15 protein-coding genes and 2 pseudogenes are annotated in these 14,684 nt (G+C 57.4%); 10 read left to right on the forward strand and 7 right to left on the reverse strand.

The window, feature by feature from the left end; translation table 11 throughout:
- Positions 1 to 338 precede the first annotated feature (338 nt).
- The 3 genes from NKI70_RS31120 to NKI70_RS31130 form a co-directional block, all read right to left on the reverse strand.
- The gene (locus tag NKI70_RS31120) at positions 339 to 686 is read right to left on the reverse strand and encodes a hypothetical protein (protein ID WP_352726025.1); all 348 of its coding nucleotides are present in this window, start codon (positions 684 to 686) and stop codon (positions 339 to 341) included.
- Between the two features lie 26 nt (positions 687 to 712).
- Positions 713 to 1,435, reverse strand: a complete 723-nt coding sequence (locus NKI70_RS31125; protein ID WP_352693827.1) for a DUF4336 domain-containing protein — start codon at positions 1,433 to 1,435, stop codon at positions 713 to 715.
- Between the two features lie 149 nt (positions 1,436 to 1,584).
- The gene (locus NKI70_RS31130) at positions 1,585 to 1,848 is read right to left on the reverse strand and encodes a hypothetical protein (protein WP_352693829.1); all 264 of its coding nucleotides are present in this window, start codon (positions 1,846 to 1,848) and stop codon (positions 1,585 to 1,587) included.
- A 576-nt stretch (positions 1,849 to 2,424) separates the two neighbouring features.
- On the opposite strand from NKI70_RS31130, the gene NKI70_RS31135 reads away from it, so the two are divergent.
- From NKI70_RS31135 to NKI70_RS31170, 8 genes are all read left to right on the forward strand, one after another.
- A complete protein-coding gene (locus NKI70_RS31135; RefSeq protein ID WP_352693831.1) occupies positions 2,425 to 2,670 on the forward strand; it encodes a hypothetical protein in 246 nt (81 codons plus the stop codon).
- Positions 2,671 to 3,231: 561 nt separating this feature from the next.
- Positions 3,232 to 4,374 (forward strand): helix-turn-helix domain-containing protein, encoded by a 1,143-nt coding sequence (locus NKI70_RS31140; RefSeq protein ID WP_352450373.1) that lies wholly within the window; start codon positions 3,232 to 3,234, stop codon positions 4,372 to 4,374.
- A gap of 420 nt (positions 4,375 to 4,794) precedes the next feature.
- The gene (locus NKI70_RS31145) at positions 4,795 to 6,444 is read left to right on the forward strand and encodes a putative bifunctional diguanylate cyclase/phosphodiesterase (protein WP_352693835.1); all 1,650 of its coding nucleotides are present in this window, start codon (positions 4,795 to 4,797) and stop codon (positions 6,442 to 6,444) included.
- Positions 6,445 to 6,617: 173 nt separating this feature from the next.
- On the forward strand, positions 6,618 to 7,139 hold the full coding sequence (locus NKI70_RS31150; protein ID WP_502896732.1) for a ubiquinone biosynthesis methyltransferase UbiE: 522 nt from the start codon (positions 6,618 to 6,620) through the stop codon (positions 7,137 to 7,139).
- Positions 7,136 to 8,314 (forward strand): methyltransferase domain-containing protein, encoded by a 1,179-nt coding sequence (locus tag NKI70_RS31155; RefSeq protein ID WP_352693837.1) that lies wholly within the window; start codon positions 7,136 to 7,138, stop codon positions 8,312 to 8,314. The genes NKI70_RS31150 and NKI70_RS31155 overlap by 4 nt, the downstream gene beginning before the upstream one ends.
- Entirely contained in the window at positions 8,311 to 10,677 is a 2,367-nt protein-coding gene (locus NKI70_RS31160; RefSeq protein ID WP_352726028.1) for a SpoIIE family protein phosphatase, read from the forward strand. The genes NKI70_RS31155 and NKI70_RS31160 overlap by 4 nt, the downstream gene beginning before the upstream one ends.
- 2 nt (positions 10,678 to 10,679) lie before the next feature.
- A complete protein-coding gene (locus NKI70_RS31165) occupies positions 10,680 to 11,240 on the forward strand; it encodes a slr1658 superfamily regulator (RefSeq protein WP_352693841.1) in 561 nt (186 codons plus the stop codon).
- Between the two features lie 18 nt (positions 11,241 to 11,258).
- Positions 11,259 to 11,597 (forward strand): slr1659 superfamily regulator, encoded by a 339-nt coding sequence (locus NKI70_RS31170; RefSeq protein ID WP_352450368.1) that lies wholly within the window; start codon positions 11,259 to 11,261, stop codon positions 11,595 to 11,597.
- A gap of 232 nt (positions 11,598 to 11,829) precedes the next feature.
- Here the strand turns inward: NKI70_RS31170 and NKI70_RS31175 are convergent, their stop codons facing one another.
- Both NKI70_RS31175 and NKI70_RS31180 read right to left on the reverse strand, forming a co-directional pair.
- Positions 11,830 to 12,114 carry a gamma-glutamyltransferase gene (locus NKI70_RS31175; protein ID WP_352693843.1) on the reverse strand — a complete coding sequence of 95 codons (285 nt, stop codon included), beginning with the start codon at positions 12,112 to 12,114 and terminating at the stop codon, positions 11,830 to 11,832.
- A pseudogene (locus tag NKI70_RS31180) lies at positions 12,071 to 12,532 on the reverse strand (IS110 family transposase); the annotation flags it as partial. The pseudogene NKI70_RS31180 and the gene NKI70_RS31175, both read right to left, overlap by 44 nt.
- A 72-nt stretch (positions 12,533 to 12,604) precedes the next feature.
- On the opposite strand from NKI70_RS31180, the pseudogene NKI70_RS31185 reads away from it, so the two are divergent.
- Together NKI70_RS31185 and NKI70_RS31190 are read left to right on the forward strand one after the other, a co-directional pair.
- A pseudogene (locus NKI70_RS31185) lies at positions 12,605 to 13,090 on the forward strand (SOS response-associated peptidase); the annotation flags it as partial.
- 52 nt (positions 13,091 to 13,142) lie between these two features.
- A complete protein-coding gene (locus tag NKI70_RS31190; protein WP_352693844.1) occupies positions 13,143 to 13,319 on the forward strand; it encodes a hypothetical protein in 177 nt (58 codons plus the stop codon).
- A 317-nt stretch (positions 13,320 to 13,636) separates the two neighbouring features.
- Here the strand turns inward: NKI70_RS31190 and NKI70_RS31195 are convergent, their stop codons facing one another.
- Both NKI70_RS31195 and NKI70_RS31200 read right to left on the reverse strand, forming a co-directional pair.
- Positions 13,637 to 14,161: a helix-turn-helix transcriptional regulator gene (locus tag NKI70_RS31195; RefSeq protein ID WP_352450366.1), complete on the reverse strand. Its 525-nt coding sequence runs from the start codon at positions 14,159 to 14,161 to the stop codon at positions 13,637 to 13,639.
- A 277-nt stretch (positions 14,162 to 14,438) separates the two neighbouring features.
- On the reverse strand, positions 14,439 to 14,684 hold the full coding sequence (locus tag NKI70_RS31200) for a hypothetical protein (protein WP_352726030.1): 246 nt from the start codon (positions 14,682 to 14,684) through the stop codon (positions 14,439 to 14,441).

Below are 14,684 nucleotides of genomic sequence, written 5' to 3' on the forward strand. Positions count from 1 at the left end.
CGAACAGCCAGATCGACGACCTGCTGCCTTGGGCCTATATCCGGGTCCCTGAACTCAGGGCCGTGGCCTGAGAACACCGCTTACGCATCAAGGCCATGTACTAATTGTACAATTGGTACGGTGCTGGGCCGCAACAGTCAGGAATATTTGGTAGGAATTTCTGAGCGGGGATCGGATAACTGGCTCGCGCGACGACCCCCCCCGGTACCCCTTCGATCCGCCGCAACCGGCTCCGACGCTGCGCTCAATGAAGGCTTCGCGTCTCCGCCGGTTGCTCAAACCGCGCCATACGGCGTAACAGAAACGGCCGAGGCTCTAATCGCCACTGGATGAAAGCTTCATCTCCCACTACCGCCTGCAGCAGTGCGATCACCGCCGAGAAGGTTATTCAGCTTCGAAGAGGCATGGCGGCTCGTCCCATAAGCGGCACGCGGCAACACTACTTCGAGCGTGTAGGCTTCGCCAGTGGCCATCCGATTATCGACGTAGATTGCAGGATGAGGGCCGAGGAGGTGCTGCAAGGTCACTACTGCCCAGATGCGGCGACCACGTGCTACACTGACAGCCAGCGTCGGCTGGGAGTGTGAACTTTGCCGTTCGTCGTCCATCGAAACGAGCAAGGAGCGCCAGGAGCGGTCGTTGAAGCGATCGAGGCCGAGCGGCCGGAGCCGACCCGAAATGGACATTTGGCTTCTCCCAAACCACAGCGTTACTAAGCCGACTTTCCGAATATTCTACGGACAATCTCGTCTTCATTCGCATCGAAGCAGCGGCCGTGACTGAGAATCACCCGCCGCGGCTGCCACGACCGGAGTTTGCTTACTACTGCCTGTGTCTTCCGTCGATGCAGGAGAATTGGCAGCCGCATGCCAAAGAAGGTCCGCCCGTGCGGGTGAGCCATCCGAGTCAGCTTGGCCATCGTGCGCCAAGGCTCATCGATCATGTCTAATTCGAGATTGATGATCGTGTCTGTAAGGATCAGCGTCTTTGAAGCTTGGTGGAAGAATATGAACTCTTTGAAGTAGCCACCGGGAAACAGCATCTGGTCCATGTCCCGCCGCCACTCCTCCGGCGGATCGGCCTCCAAATCTCGTGCGAACGTCACATCCGCGTGCCGTGCGCGTGCTCTTTGCCGGACTCCGGGCGATGCCCATGTTATTGCCTCAGGGAAAGCCTTCGACCACTCACCGATATGAGCGTAGTGAAACTGGTTGGGTGACACGAGATGGCGAATTCTGCCCAAGTTCCGTAACTCTTCGGCCACCCTCGAAGCAAACTTGATGGGCGAATGAAGGAACAGATCGCCGTTCGATAGGCGCACCACCGTCATCCGAGTGGTGAATGGCAGCGGAAATTTTATTCCTGCTACCGTCAAATACTCAAACGGACCGTCAACGACGCCGATATCGGGTCCCTGCGGTTTATAGACGTTCATCGGCTCGTAAAGGGACGCACTCACAGCCCATTCCACTTCACCAGCTCGGCGCAAGGCGATGTACGCTATCTGGGCCAGGTTTCGTCATGCCGAACCGCAGCACCTGCTGCTTCTGGTGGAGCAACAGAACTTGCGCTCGAGGGCAAGTCTCAAGACGCGCGTGCCAAGGCAATCGAGATCACATCGTCCGTGTCAATGTCAGGCAAATCGAAGATCATTGGCAATTGCCGCGTCATGGCCATCTTCACGATCAACTCTTCCATCGATTCAACCGGAAGGCTGGCGTTTGAACGCTGCCGCATTAACAATGCAAGCTTGTGGACCGGCACGGGCGTCGATTTCGCGCGGTCATCTAAACGCCTGCCGATTTCGATCAGAACGTCTGCGTCGATGGTATTGGGCAATTCGCGCATGGTCTATTCCTCCCTGCCCCTGACCATGCGCGCCGCGGGCAGCCGAGTCTCGGGAAACCTCCGTACGTTTTTAACGATGTTGAAGAGCGTAAATGCAACTCTCTGGCTGCAGAGTGGCGTGAGCCGATAGGCTCGGCTGATGTTCACCACCGGTCGGCCCGCCTTGCCGTGTGAATTTGTACCCCCTTTAGAGTCGTGAGACCATTCTGCGAGAATGTCTGGAAACGAGCTTATATTTGCCGGTGCTCGATCGGTGACGAAAGCGAGACGGACGCGACCGAATAGGGACTTAGGGGATAGCCGCGAAACCATCGGCGCACTCGCTTGCGCCAAGATGGCAGCAATCGAGACTTCCGCGACAGCAAGGTCCGCTTGCACCAAAAACGATCTTCCGAAGCAAATATCAACCGCTGGAGGGAGTAGTATTGAAACCACTGTGAACCCGTGCCCGCGGCGGTTTTCAAGTCCGGTGTCTTGGCAACAGCGCGTCGCGACTGAACGGATTCATGCGACGCACCTTCCCGCAGCCTTTTGCCGATGAGACTTGACAGCCGCAAGTAGTTCGCGCTCGCCGGCGTGAGCATTTCGAAAAATGGCCACGACCATTACCGTCAAGATTTCGGCCGCCGGGTCCAAAGGGTCGAGATGCTCATCCGCGCAGACCTGATCGAACACGCGTTCGCAAATAGCCAGATCATGAGGGCTGAGGCAGGTGCGATTGAAATGCCGAGGCAGCATCTGTGCGAACCTTTCAGTGCCCGCTACCGTGCTTGCGGCGGGCTTTTGGCTGATGAACCGCTGAAGCGGTGGCTGTCAAAATGATATTGTCATCTGCAGTGACTAGGAATCAATTTACTTGGTTCCTGATTGCTCCTTTATTAATCCTAGCATAACCGCACACTCACGGGCTTTATATTGTCCGGTAATCATAAGTCTATAGTAATCCTGCCGCTTGTTTTCCGGGACGTGAAATCCGCGCCGAAATTCCGCCGCCTCTTTTGGAGTTCGAGTGCAACCGAGTTTACTGGCCGCGACCTTCAAACTCCCCAGTGAGCATCCGATTTTTGCCGAAATGTCTTTCAACGGTTCGTTGTTACAGTACCCATCAAGAATTATCTTGCGACGATCTTCGCTGTTGAGCTTTGTGTTCATTTCAGCGGTCCCCTCAACTACGCTTTCATGATGCCCGATTCTATACGCACCAGGTTGAAGAGTGTCGTTAGCTTCGCATCCAGAAACTTATCTCGGCATGCATTTCTGACTGTAATCCAGCGTGATCGCCGTTTCAGTCGCCTCGAGTCGGCCAGTCTTGCCAGATGCCTGAGGTACACCACATGATTGAGAGGGGCATGGGCATACCCGAATCGGATATGACACCACGCGATGGATGCTAAAAGGCAAGAGGAGGCGCTTGCGAGGCAGGCGCTGGAGCGTGATCGACGTCGTTGGCCGCGCGAAGCTCAACCTTACAATGAGGGTGCCCCGTCACTTGCGCCGGCGCTCGAACCTTTGCCCTTTTCAACACTCGAACTGGCGCCAGAGGATCAATTCGCCGCTTGGCAGGCCCATATGGCACCGCTCGTCGAGGTCAGGTTGCCGGATGACAAATCGCTCGACGATGGCTTTCCCGCCGACCACACGGCTTGGAACCTCGACGGCATGCTGATCGTTCAACAGCGCGCACCGGCACATAGTTATATGCGTTCTGCCGCGAAGCTTCGGTCCAGCTCGATCGATCACTGGTATATCGCCTTGCCACGTACTGGCCGGTCGTGGACGGAGGTCGATCGCCGTGTAGCGGAGAACCAGCCGGGTAAATTGGAGATCAGATCGCTTGGCTACCCGTTTCGCGGGAGGACAACGGACTCCGAAAGTCTCTTTGTCTATTTGCCGCGCGATTTGTTCGCCGATGCGGCGGCAACCCTGGACGCCAAGAACAATTCAATTCTGTCGGGCAACTTTGCCAACCTCTTGCTCGATTACGTCAACAGCATCGAAGCAAGGCTGCGCAGCCTCACGGCTGACGATCTGCCCCGCATCGTGCACGCAACACGCAGCATGATCATTGCCTGCCTCGGGCCTCCGGCGGAACAGGTTGCGGCCGCCGAACTATTGACGAGTGTCGCGCTAATGGAGCGAGCGCGTCGATACGTACACCACAATCTGGATGCGGCTCATTTGACACCGGATTCAATGTGCCGGGCGCTCGGCGTCTCGCGCTCTCGTCTCTATCAGTTGTTCGAACCAAGCGGCGGTGTTCTCCATTACATACAAAGTCGCCGCCTTCTAGCAGCCCATATTGCGCTAAGCGATCCGGCGGACAGCCGGCGCATTGTTGAAATTGCTGAAGCCTTCGGGTTTAGTTCAGCGGCTAATTTCAGCCGGGCATTCAGCAAGGAATTCGGTTACAGCCCCCGCGAAGGCCGCAGTACTGTGGTATTGCCGCGCCCCGCCCACTCTGTTTCGCATGCCGGAGGCCAGGAGGCCTCTTCCTTTGAAGGTTGGCTCAAGGCGCTCGGAAACTGATTACAGGATCGCGAAGCTGATTGGGCGGACTTAGAAGAGGGGTTGCCCGGGGCGGCGAAGGTCACGCCGCCTCATGGGCCACAATATCTTCGTGTCGCGCCTACTGCGCATTAATCACACAGCTGATTCTCACCAATTCACGGTTTGTTAACGAACTGTGACGGTTCATCGTTATCGATAATTTGCCGCCGATCACGGCGGAGCATACATGGAACTAGGCTGCGGGGGGCTCTTATTAAGAGTGCGATTTGAAAGTTTGCCAAGCTTGACAGTTATGCTATTTCTCGACTGGGGGGCGCGAGTCTGCACCGCCTATGGAGGTGGTTCTTGCCCTCAGAGGCTTCAGGCGTCGGCACGGAGAGTGAGGGGCCTTCATCGAGCGACGCTCCAAGTGTCGGCGATGGGGTTCTCGCAGACCTTTTGGCGAACACGACCGAACTTTTGTCGTTCTATGACCGTGACTTCCGCCTGACGCACTACGCGGCCAGGCTCAAAGGGTTGTACGGAGGCGCGGTAGCGCCGGGCGCCGCCATCTGGGAGATCTACCCGAGCTTTCTCGATGCGAGCCATCGCGACGAATTTCTTCGTGTGTTCCAGGGTGGCTCTCCGGCCAGCATCGACTTGCCGCGAACATCGGGCGGAGCGCACCGGTCCGTTTTTGTGTTCCCCACGGCAAATGGTGCGGGTATCATCGAATTAAGGGAGGACGGCGGGCGGAGCGCAGCCGAGGAACAAGAACATGTAGTTCTGCTCCATCAGGCGACGCACGACGTGCTGACTGGACTGCAGAATCGGCGGCGATTCGGCGAGCGGCTCCAGCAGGCAATGGCGGCCCTCGGCGGATCAAAGCCGAAAGCCGCCCTTCTGCAAATCGACCTTGACGATTTCAAAGCGGTCAACGACACGCTCGGCCATGGAGCAGGCGACACTCTTCTTCAACTCGCGGCGGGTCGTATCCGCGACTCGCTGCAGGACGGCGAATCCGCCTACCGGTATGCCGGCGATGAGTTCGCTGTCATCCAATTGGGAAAGGAGCAGCCAGCAGAGGCTGAGCGCCTTGCCGGATCTCTAGTCGACGCGTTCAAGGGCCCGTTCGTCATCAACGGCATTCCCGTGTTCGTCGGCTCGAGTATCGGAATTGCTTTCGGGCCGGAGCACGGGACCGACGGCGAACAGTTGATGAAAGCCGCTGACATTGCTCTTTACGCGGCCAAGACAGATGGACGCGGCTGCGCTCGAACATTCAACCGTTCGATGCTGCTCTTGCTCGAGCAACGCGAGAATCTGAGGCGCAGCCTTCGAACCGCGCTGGAGCGCGGCGAGCTTTATCTGGAGTATCAGCCGCTCATTCAGCCTCCCTCGTCAGTGACCGGTTTCGAAGCGCTGCTGCGGTGGCGGCACCCCGAGCTCGGAATCATTCCACCCAACGTGTTCATACCGATCGCCGAAGCCGACGGTCTGATGGACGAGATTGGACGATGGGTGCTCGAGGAAGCGTGTCGCCAGGCGTTGACGTGGCCTTCCTCGCTGACAGTCGCAGTGAACTTGTCGCCGGCTCAGTTCCTTAGCGGTTTGCTGACGGACACCGTCGCTCAGATCGTCGACGCAGTTGGGCTTGAAGCCGACAGACTTGAACTTGAGATAACCGAGAGGGTTCTACTTGAGAAGACGATCGACAACATAGACACATTAAATACGCTGAATGTCTTGGGAATTCGAATATCGCTAGACGATTTTGGAACATACTATTCATCGTTGAGCTACCTTAAAAATTTTCCCTTCGATACGTTGAAGATAGATCAGTACTTTATTGCGGACTTGGAGACCGATCTCAAAAGCCAAACGATCGTGCGATCGATCATGAATCTGGCGCACGGCCTCGGGATAAATGTCACTGCCGAGGGGGTCGAGACGCCGGCACAGGCACGGTGGCTGATCAAGGAGAATTGCGATTGCCTGCAAGGCAACTTCCTGGGAAAGCCGCTTGGAGCCGAGGCGATCAGCGGTTTCATCAGGCGGTCCCCGCTGAGGGTGGTACGCGCGATGGAGGAATCAAAACAAGCGCTCTAGCGCCTTGCGGCCTTCGTTAACGGTGAGGCGGAGATTCTAGAATGATCGAGGCAGATACCGCGCAATTCCTCGAGTGGGTGCGAGACAGACTCATCACGGGCGCGGAGAAATTTTTCATCGCGGAGGCCATCACCCCGCGAGAGCTCAATACTGATGGAACAAGTGAGATGCCGATGGGACCTATTCATCATGACCTGGCTGGCGAGCCGACTTTTGAGCCGATGATCCAGATCGACATGGAAATCAAAGCTTTTGTCTCCGCTTGGAAGCATTGCGATTATGTCTCGACATACGTGGCCCGGATGATCAGTCAAAACAGGTCAGACTCGGTCCACCATTCAAATCTCTTTTCCTCCGCCTTCAACGAATTGCTGGAAGTCGCCTTTCGTACTCGCCATGCCGACGGCGAACTGGCATGCAGGGTGTCTCGCCATGGCGCGACGGATAGGATCGAGTTGACATTTCCTTGCGTGCCGGAGGAGCGCCAATTCTACGAAGAAGCCGTGTCGCAACTTGCAGGAATAGAGGCCAGAGAGCGATACCTCAATTCGGTGTCCGGGGATCTCGCGCCGAGCCGCGAGGTCATACTCCTGGAACTGGCTGTCGACTACAACGCGACACTCTGGATCGAGGACGCGGACGGCGATGCAATCAAGCTTGTCGTGGATCTTCCGCTCGAGGGCCTGCAAAATTGAGCCCTTACGACCTTCTCCCGCGCTTCAAGGCGCAATACGACGCGAACAACCAGGAGTTCTCCATATCGGGAGTGGTCCGGCCTCAGGCGATCGATGAGCTTGGGCCCAGCATAGCATTACTTCGCGATGCGATCGGCCGTGTGCGCGGCGTTCTCTACGTCAATGTCAGGCGCCTGACGCAGATGAACAATGCGGCGTTTCACACCTTTTCGAGGATCATCATCGACGCTTGTCGCGCTCGACCCGATCTCAAATTCGTCGTCATCACGTCAAGCGTCGTCGGATGGACCTCGCGAAAATTCGGTCGCCTGAGCGGAATTGAACCGAACATCACCGTCGAGGAGTATGACACTGAATTTTATCCGGGGCAGGGTTTTCTTGAGGAAGGCGGGTTCGTACCCATCCTGCGCACTCAGACAAAGATGACTTGGCGCCACGAGCGCACAATCTTGCCGCGACACGGCATGAGGCCCGGGATCGTCATGGCCGATGTCTGTTGCGGGATCGGTGATTTCGCCGTACTCGCGCAGAAGGAGTTTCAGCCATCGCGGATCGTCGCCCTCGACCACTCCAGATCAAGCCTGAACTATGCTCGACGAGTGATGCGGGAATTCGACATCCGGGGCATCGAATATACTTATGGCGATGCGTCGGAGATGCTGCTCGACCAAGCGCAGTTCGACTTGGTCACCTGCCGACATTCCCTTCAAATCTTCAATCGACCTGAACTCATCCTCAAGGAGCTCTACCGCATCTGCAAGCCAGGCGGGCGGGTCTATATCACCAACGAGAAGAATTCGCATTGCCTCGGCGAGCCGCGCGCCGAAAGCATTCGTTGGACCTACAACGAGGTGGCGAAGCTGTTCGGGCATTTCGAGATGGATGTCGAGCTTGGGCCTAAGAGCCGGCGATACCTGATCGAAGCCGGATTCGAAGACATCCGTGTGGAGACCTTCATGGTCACTAACCTGGACGGGGATCCGCAGGACTTCGCCGATGTCATTGCGGCCTGGGCGGACGTCTATGCGGGCGAGATGGCGACCAGACGCGGCGATGGACCGGAGTTCGTCGCACGCTTCCGGCAGGGCTTCGAGGATCATATTTTCGCTGCGCTCCACCCCAAGGGTTATGCGGGTTGGCCGATCTGGGTCGCATCGGGGCGACGGCCGCAATGAAAGCCAACGATGAGCCCACACCGCGATTCGGCCTGCGCTCCTTTCGAGCGAAATTCGTATTGGTCGTTGGCGGCGCGGTATTGTTCGACCTCCTTTTAAGCGGTGGCCTGGCGCTTTGGAATGTTCAAAAGCTGTCGCGCGACGCAACATCCGAAGTCGGTGAGGGCCTGACGATCGCAAACCAGGAATACATTCGTTCCTATGCCGAATCGACAGCGTTAAGCGTCGACCTGCTGCTCGATCGAGTCCATGGGGACGTCAAGGCGTTGGCCGGCGTGCTGCAGGCCCAGATCGACGATCCAAGCAGGCAACAACAGGTCGGAGCCACGCTTTCGCAGGAGGCGCCGGGCTCCGTGAAGGTCGTCTACGACTCGCGGGGCGATTGGGCGCAGAACCTGCCGGGAGCGCCTTCCGTGGTCAGCGTCTGGGGCTACCTGCTGGGCGCCGACCACAGTCCGCTGCCAAGCGTTCAGCAGGAAATAGAAGACAGCACCGTGCTGGACCTCGTTGCGCCGACGCTCATGGCCAGCGGGTCGTCCAAGCTGCAAATGTATTATATTGGTCCAAAGGAACGGCCGATTTTCAGGACGGTGCCGTATACGGACCAGGCACAGACCTTCGACCGGCTCTACCCAGGCCACAACAAGGCAGAGTTCTGGGAGTTTTTCTTTCCGGGAATCTATGGGTCATGGCAGCAATGGGCCAGGGATCCAGCCTCACGTCCGGTCTCTGACGATATCACCCAGACAGCGCCTTACACCGATGCGATCACTGGAAAGCTAATCGTCAGCTTTTTCCACCCGCTGTGGACGCGCGATCGCACCGGTATCGCTGGTACGGCGGGAGCAGACATCACTCTCGATCAACTCGCGGAAGTCGTCGAACGTGTGAAGATCGCTGAGACCGGGTTCGGCTTTCTCACAATGTCGACTGGCAACGTCGTGGCGATCAATCCGTCAGGCCAGGCAATCATCGGCCTGACTTCATCGAGCGATGCGGGCACCCAGGGCGTCACCGGCCTGGAGAGGTCCCTGCGGGGAAGTACGCAGCCGGCTATCGCGTCGCTGCCTCTCGACCAGAACAATGACGGTGTCATTCAGCATGTCATGCTCGCCGACAAGGGCGAACGCGTACCCTACATTGTTGTCCTCAAAAGATTAAAGCCGACCAATCTGTGGAGTTCGGGACCGATCAAGTCCGAAATGATGTCGGTCGGGATCGTCGTTCCCGAACGGGAGATCTATGCATCCCTGTTCGCCGCGCAGAAGAGTATTTCCCGTGCAACCAACCGTATCCTGCTCTTTCAGATCGCCGCGATCGTCGTTTCGCTTCTGATCGTTTTTGCCGCCGTGCTCGGAATTTCGAAGCGGATCACGGCGGGCCTCAGGGCGCTTGCCAGCGCCGCCCAGCGGCTCCAGTCCAAAGACTATTCAGTCCGAGTGAGCATCCCAACGCGCGACGAAGTTGGAGCGGCAGGGGTCGCTTTCAACCGCATGGCTGAGCAGATCAGCTTTCACACGGAAAACCTCGAGCAACTCGTCGACGAACGAACCAGGGAACTTGGGGACGCAAATCAGGAGATTTCCGCACTCAACGAAAAGCTGCAGGACGAAAACGTTCGCCTTGGTGCTGAACTCGCGGTCGCCAGACAGATCCAGATGATGGTCCTGCCGAAACAATTCGAACTCGAAGCGATTCCGGGGCTGGAGATCGCGGCCTACATGCGGCCGGCCGACGAGGTCGGCGGTGACTATTATGACGTCCTGCAGAACGGGTCACGGGTCAAGATTGGCATCGGCGACGTGACCGGTCATGGTCTCGAGAGCGGCGTGCTGATGCTCATGGTCCAATCCGTTGCACGCGCGCTGCAGGAGACCAATGAGGGGGATCCGCATCAGTTTCTGGATCGGCTGAACAGAGCGATCTACAAGAACATCGAGCGGACGAACACCGGCAAGCATCTCTCGCTGGCCTTCCTTGACTTCGAGGATGAGCGGGTAACGCTATCCGGCCAGCATGAGGACGTTCTCGTCGTGCGTGCGGACGGGGACGTCGAACGCATCGACACGATGGATTTGGGTCTGCCGGTTGGCCTGGAGAATGACATCTCGAAGTTCATTGCCACGCGCGACATCCTGTTCGGCAGTGGCGACGTGATCGTGCTGCACACCGACGGTGTGACCGAGGCGGAAGACCAAGACAGAAGGCTGTTCGGGTTCGAGCGCCTCTGCCAGAGCGCACGAAAACGTCAAGGCGGGAGCGCCGAGGAAATCAAAACCGGGATCATCGAGGATCTCATGGCCCATATCGGGATCCAGAAGATCCACGACGACATCACCCTCGTGATCATAAGGCACACATAGCCATGACAACGCTGTTCGGGACCCCTGACATTGCAATCGGGATGAAGGAGAGCGTCAGTCGCGTGCGGCTGTTCGACGGACCTCTCGACTTGAGTTGGCGTCATTGTGCCACGACCTCGGACTTCATCGCCGATCTTTTCGCATTGCGCTTCCGGTCGTCCCGCAATGACTACATGGAAGTGCGGCACAGTATCGGATATCTGGTCAACGAACTCATCGAAAATGCGGTCAAGTTTCGCGCACCAGGTGAGATCTTGATCGAGGCGTCGATGGATTCGGAGTGCTTCAAGCTCAAGGTGTCGAACGACGTCGATGGTGAAGATGCCTCTAAGTTCCAAAGTCTCCTGGCAGATCTCACGGTTGGCGACCCCGTGGACCTGCTGATACAGCGAATTGAAGAGAATGCCGCCAACCCCGACATGGCAGGCTCCGGACTTGGATTGCTGACGTTGATGAGCGACTACGGCGCACGCCTGGCTTGGATATTCAGCGCCGCCGACGAAAGCGATCGGCTTTCCGTGGAGACATATGCCTCTATTCCGATCTCGCAAATTCACAACTAGAAGAAACGAAGCCCGGCTATGGAAATCAAGACAGACGACTACCGTGTGTGGACTGAAGGAAGCGAAATTTTCTTCGACGGTGCAATGCGGCTTGCCAGTTCCGAGGCCGGTGCGCCTATCTCGGCGTTGGCGACCAGTGTTCTTGCCTGTAATCCCGCTTCCATTACGCTCAATCTTAAGGATCTTCACTTTCTAAACTCTTCCGGCATCAACCTGCTCGCGAAATTTACCATCGAGGTGCGCAAGCATCCCGATGTTCGACTCGTCGTGCGTGGAACGCCAGACATACCCTGGCAATCGAAATCATTGCCGAATCTGAAGAAGCTGCACCCCGCTGTGGTGCTTTTGATGGACTGACGAAGGTCGTCCGAAATTAGCCAAAGGACGGCGTGCAAGAGCGCTGCAAGAGCGCTGCAAGAGCGCTGCAAGAGCGAGATATGTACGCCCGGATAAGTATTCGGATGCGAGGCTAACGACAATTTGGCCACGTGCGCAGATGCTCGCAATGGCTTGGGGGCTGGCACAGGCGGCAGGCGTCCGGGTTGGGGGGATGTCGGGCCGCCTGTGCCGATCAGCCGTCGCTGCTCAGTCAGAAGTGTGGCGTCGTGCAGTCGCGGTCCACGACCGTGAGATAGATCGTGTCGCTCGACGGCGCGGGCGACTTCGGCAGTGGCACGCGCTTGCCGGGATCAAGCAACTTCGCGAGCGTCCTCGCAAAGCCCTTGTCGAGCAGCCCCGCGACCGGCTCACGCATGTAGGCAGGAATCCGCGATGTGCGTGTCCGTACGCCGAATGCAAGCCGCGCGGCTTCGAACGCGAGATGCAGCCGCTCCGAAGTTCGGTAGCAAGCCGCGGGGATCGTTCTCAACGGCAATGGCCTTTTCCTGCAAGAGCTTGCGGGCGGTCAGCAGCGCCCGGCGCTTCTGGCTCGTCAGGGTTTTCACATGCACCGGGCGAAACAGGTTGACTCGCATCATCTGCGCATCTGCGCAATGCCGCGGGCATCATTGCGGTCGGTTTGTTCACCTGCGCCTTAAGGAAATGCCTTGGTGTGGCGGGTCTCGATGCAGATCACCGGCAGGCCGGCCCTGGCCGGCCTTCGAACAACCACTGCGACAAGGGCCCGGCTTCAAGCCCAACCCGCTCAACCCACCAGCTGGGCTCCTTGAGCACCCGTGCCAGATCCTCCGGATGGCTCGCCACCTTTATCTCGCGGCAAATCTGGCCTGTTTCGTCGACAATGCAAATGGCGTCTCTTTCACTGACACATCCAATCCCGCATAATGATTCATGCTGCGCTCCTCCCTCTGATGCTTGTGGCTGCTCCATGCAGACCACGTTTATCATCAGGTCGAAGCGCAGCACCTTCGATCAACGCCAAGAGCGAGACCGTAAAGACCAACGGCACGTTCAAAGCCGCCTATCAGTCACGCCGCGCGCTGATGCCGATCGACGGCTTCTTTGAATGGAAGGACATCTTCCGGCACGGGCAAGAACAAACAGACCTATGCCATCGCGATGAAGTCGGCGAGCCGTTCGCCCTTGGCGGCGCTCTGGGAGGATTGGCGTGACCCCGCTACCGGCGACAACATCCGCACCTTCACTCTGCTGACCTGTGAGCCGAATCCGCTCATGGCGACGATCCACATCCGTATGCCGGTGATTCTGACGCCCGAAGACTACATGACCTGGCTGACGACCCCGACCCGGAACATCTCATGAAGCCGTTTCCAGAAGAGCTGATGACCATGTGGAAGATTTATTTTCTCTCGTTGTTACGTTGTGAGCATGCTTCTGAATCCGGTTCTTTGGCCATTATGAGGGGCACAGACAGGCAGGCAAAAGCATAATCGCAACGTGACAACCGGTGGTTCAATCTGAGGAGAGAAGATACAAAACGACATGATCGCCCTTTCCACCCAATTCGATGCCATCCGCCCGGAAAGCGGACGGATAGTCAAGGTCGTTGGCACCGACGGCACCAGCGCATTCTCGCCGAAACTTGTGCTCGTCACAGATGTCGACGGGACGCACGTCCAGGCTTTGGACTACGTCAAGAACAAGCGGCCGGGGGCATAATAGGGCAACCACAAGGCCGGTGATATCTAAGGATTCTGCGTGCGGTAGAAGGCGCAAATTACAAACACGATGCCGATGAGGCGCATCAAACCAGGGGAATATGAAGAGGCTACGAAGTAGGCGACCCCAAGCACAGCAGTAGCTATCAACCACCTGCCTGTGTGCTTGTCCGTAGACGCCATTGCGGCTTTGGTGCCTGCGAGTGACTCTCTTTTTCGAGATTCATGCTCCTGCTGCCCGCCCCGCGCCATCGCCCAACGGAAAATCAAAGCGTTTCGGGATTGGCTGTCTGCTGAGATGGATCCAAACGACGGCCCTTATGGCAAGACTGAAATGCGCCCAAGAAGAGCCACCAGTTCCGCCTGACGTTTCGTTTCGGTCTTGGCGAACAGCGAGGCAAGCTGGGAGCGGATCGTGGTGCGGCTGAGGCGCCAACTGCGGGCGATCTCCAGCGGCGCATCGCCCTGAGCCAAGCGCAACGCCAAGTGCGTCTCCGCGCTCGTCAAGCCAAACATCTTTTGCAGTGTCTGAGGATTTGGCCCCGACCTGTTCTCGCGATCCAGTAACGCCACAATGCTCGTTCCGTCAGGAGCGATAAACCCGTTCTCGTTCAATATCACCGGCCTGTCGCCGTTGCTGCGGATCACCACCCACGATAATGAGCCCGGCAGGAAATGGGCCGGAACATTCGCGAGCAGCCGCCTCAAAGCCACGGAAAGACCGCTGGCCGTATCGGCCACTTCTCCCTGGCGCTCCAGCGTGGTTTGAGCGGCTGCGTTCCATTCGAGCACTTTCCTCTCGCGGTTCAGCACGAGATAGCCGCAGCCGATGCGATCAAGCATGCCGGTTATGGATTCCAGGCTGCGTGCTCTTGGCTCCCCGACCCCTGCGCCCGATGCACGATCTGGAGGAAAAACATAAGAGGGCCGCGTCGTATGCACCTCATGGTTATACTTGGTCGTTGTCGCAATGTATCGGCTACCCGAAGCAGGATCACTATGTCTATCCATCAGAGTCATCTTATACCCCTACCCAATAAAGCTACTCGTGATCTGCAGAAAGTCTTCAAGTTATAGTTCCGTCCGTAATAACCTAACTCGACATCTGATGATTACACTGTTAAGATTCCCAGAATTTGCGCCGCAATCGCGAGATTTCTTCCCGTTTGTGTTCCGGCATATGAAAGCCACGCCGAAATTCCGCCGCCTCCGTCGGGGTTCGAGTGCAACCGAGTTTACTGGCGCTGACTCTTAAACTCGCCAGTGAGCATCCGATGTTGGTCGCAATATCTTTCAACGGTTCGCTATTAAGGTGTCCATGAAGAATTACCTTGCGACGGGCTTCGCTTTTGAGCTTTGCGTTCAT

The sequence above is a fragment of the Mesorhizobium sp. M0500 genome (assembly GCF_040321165.1).
Classification (GTDB): domain Bacteria; phylum Pseudomonadota; class Alphaproteobacteria; order Rhizobiales; family Rhizobiaceae; genus Mesorhizobium.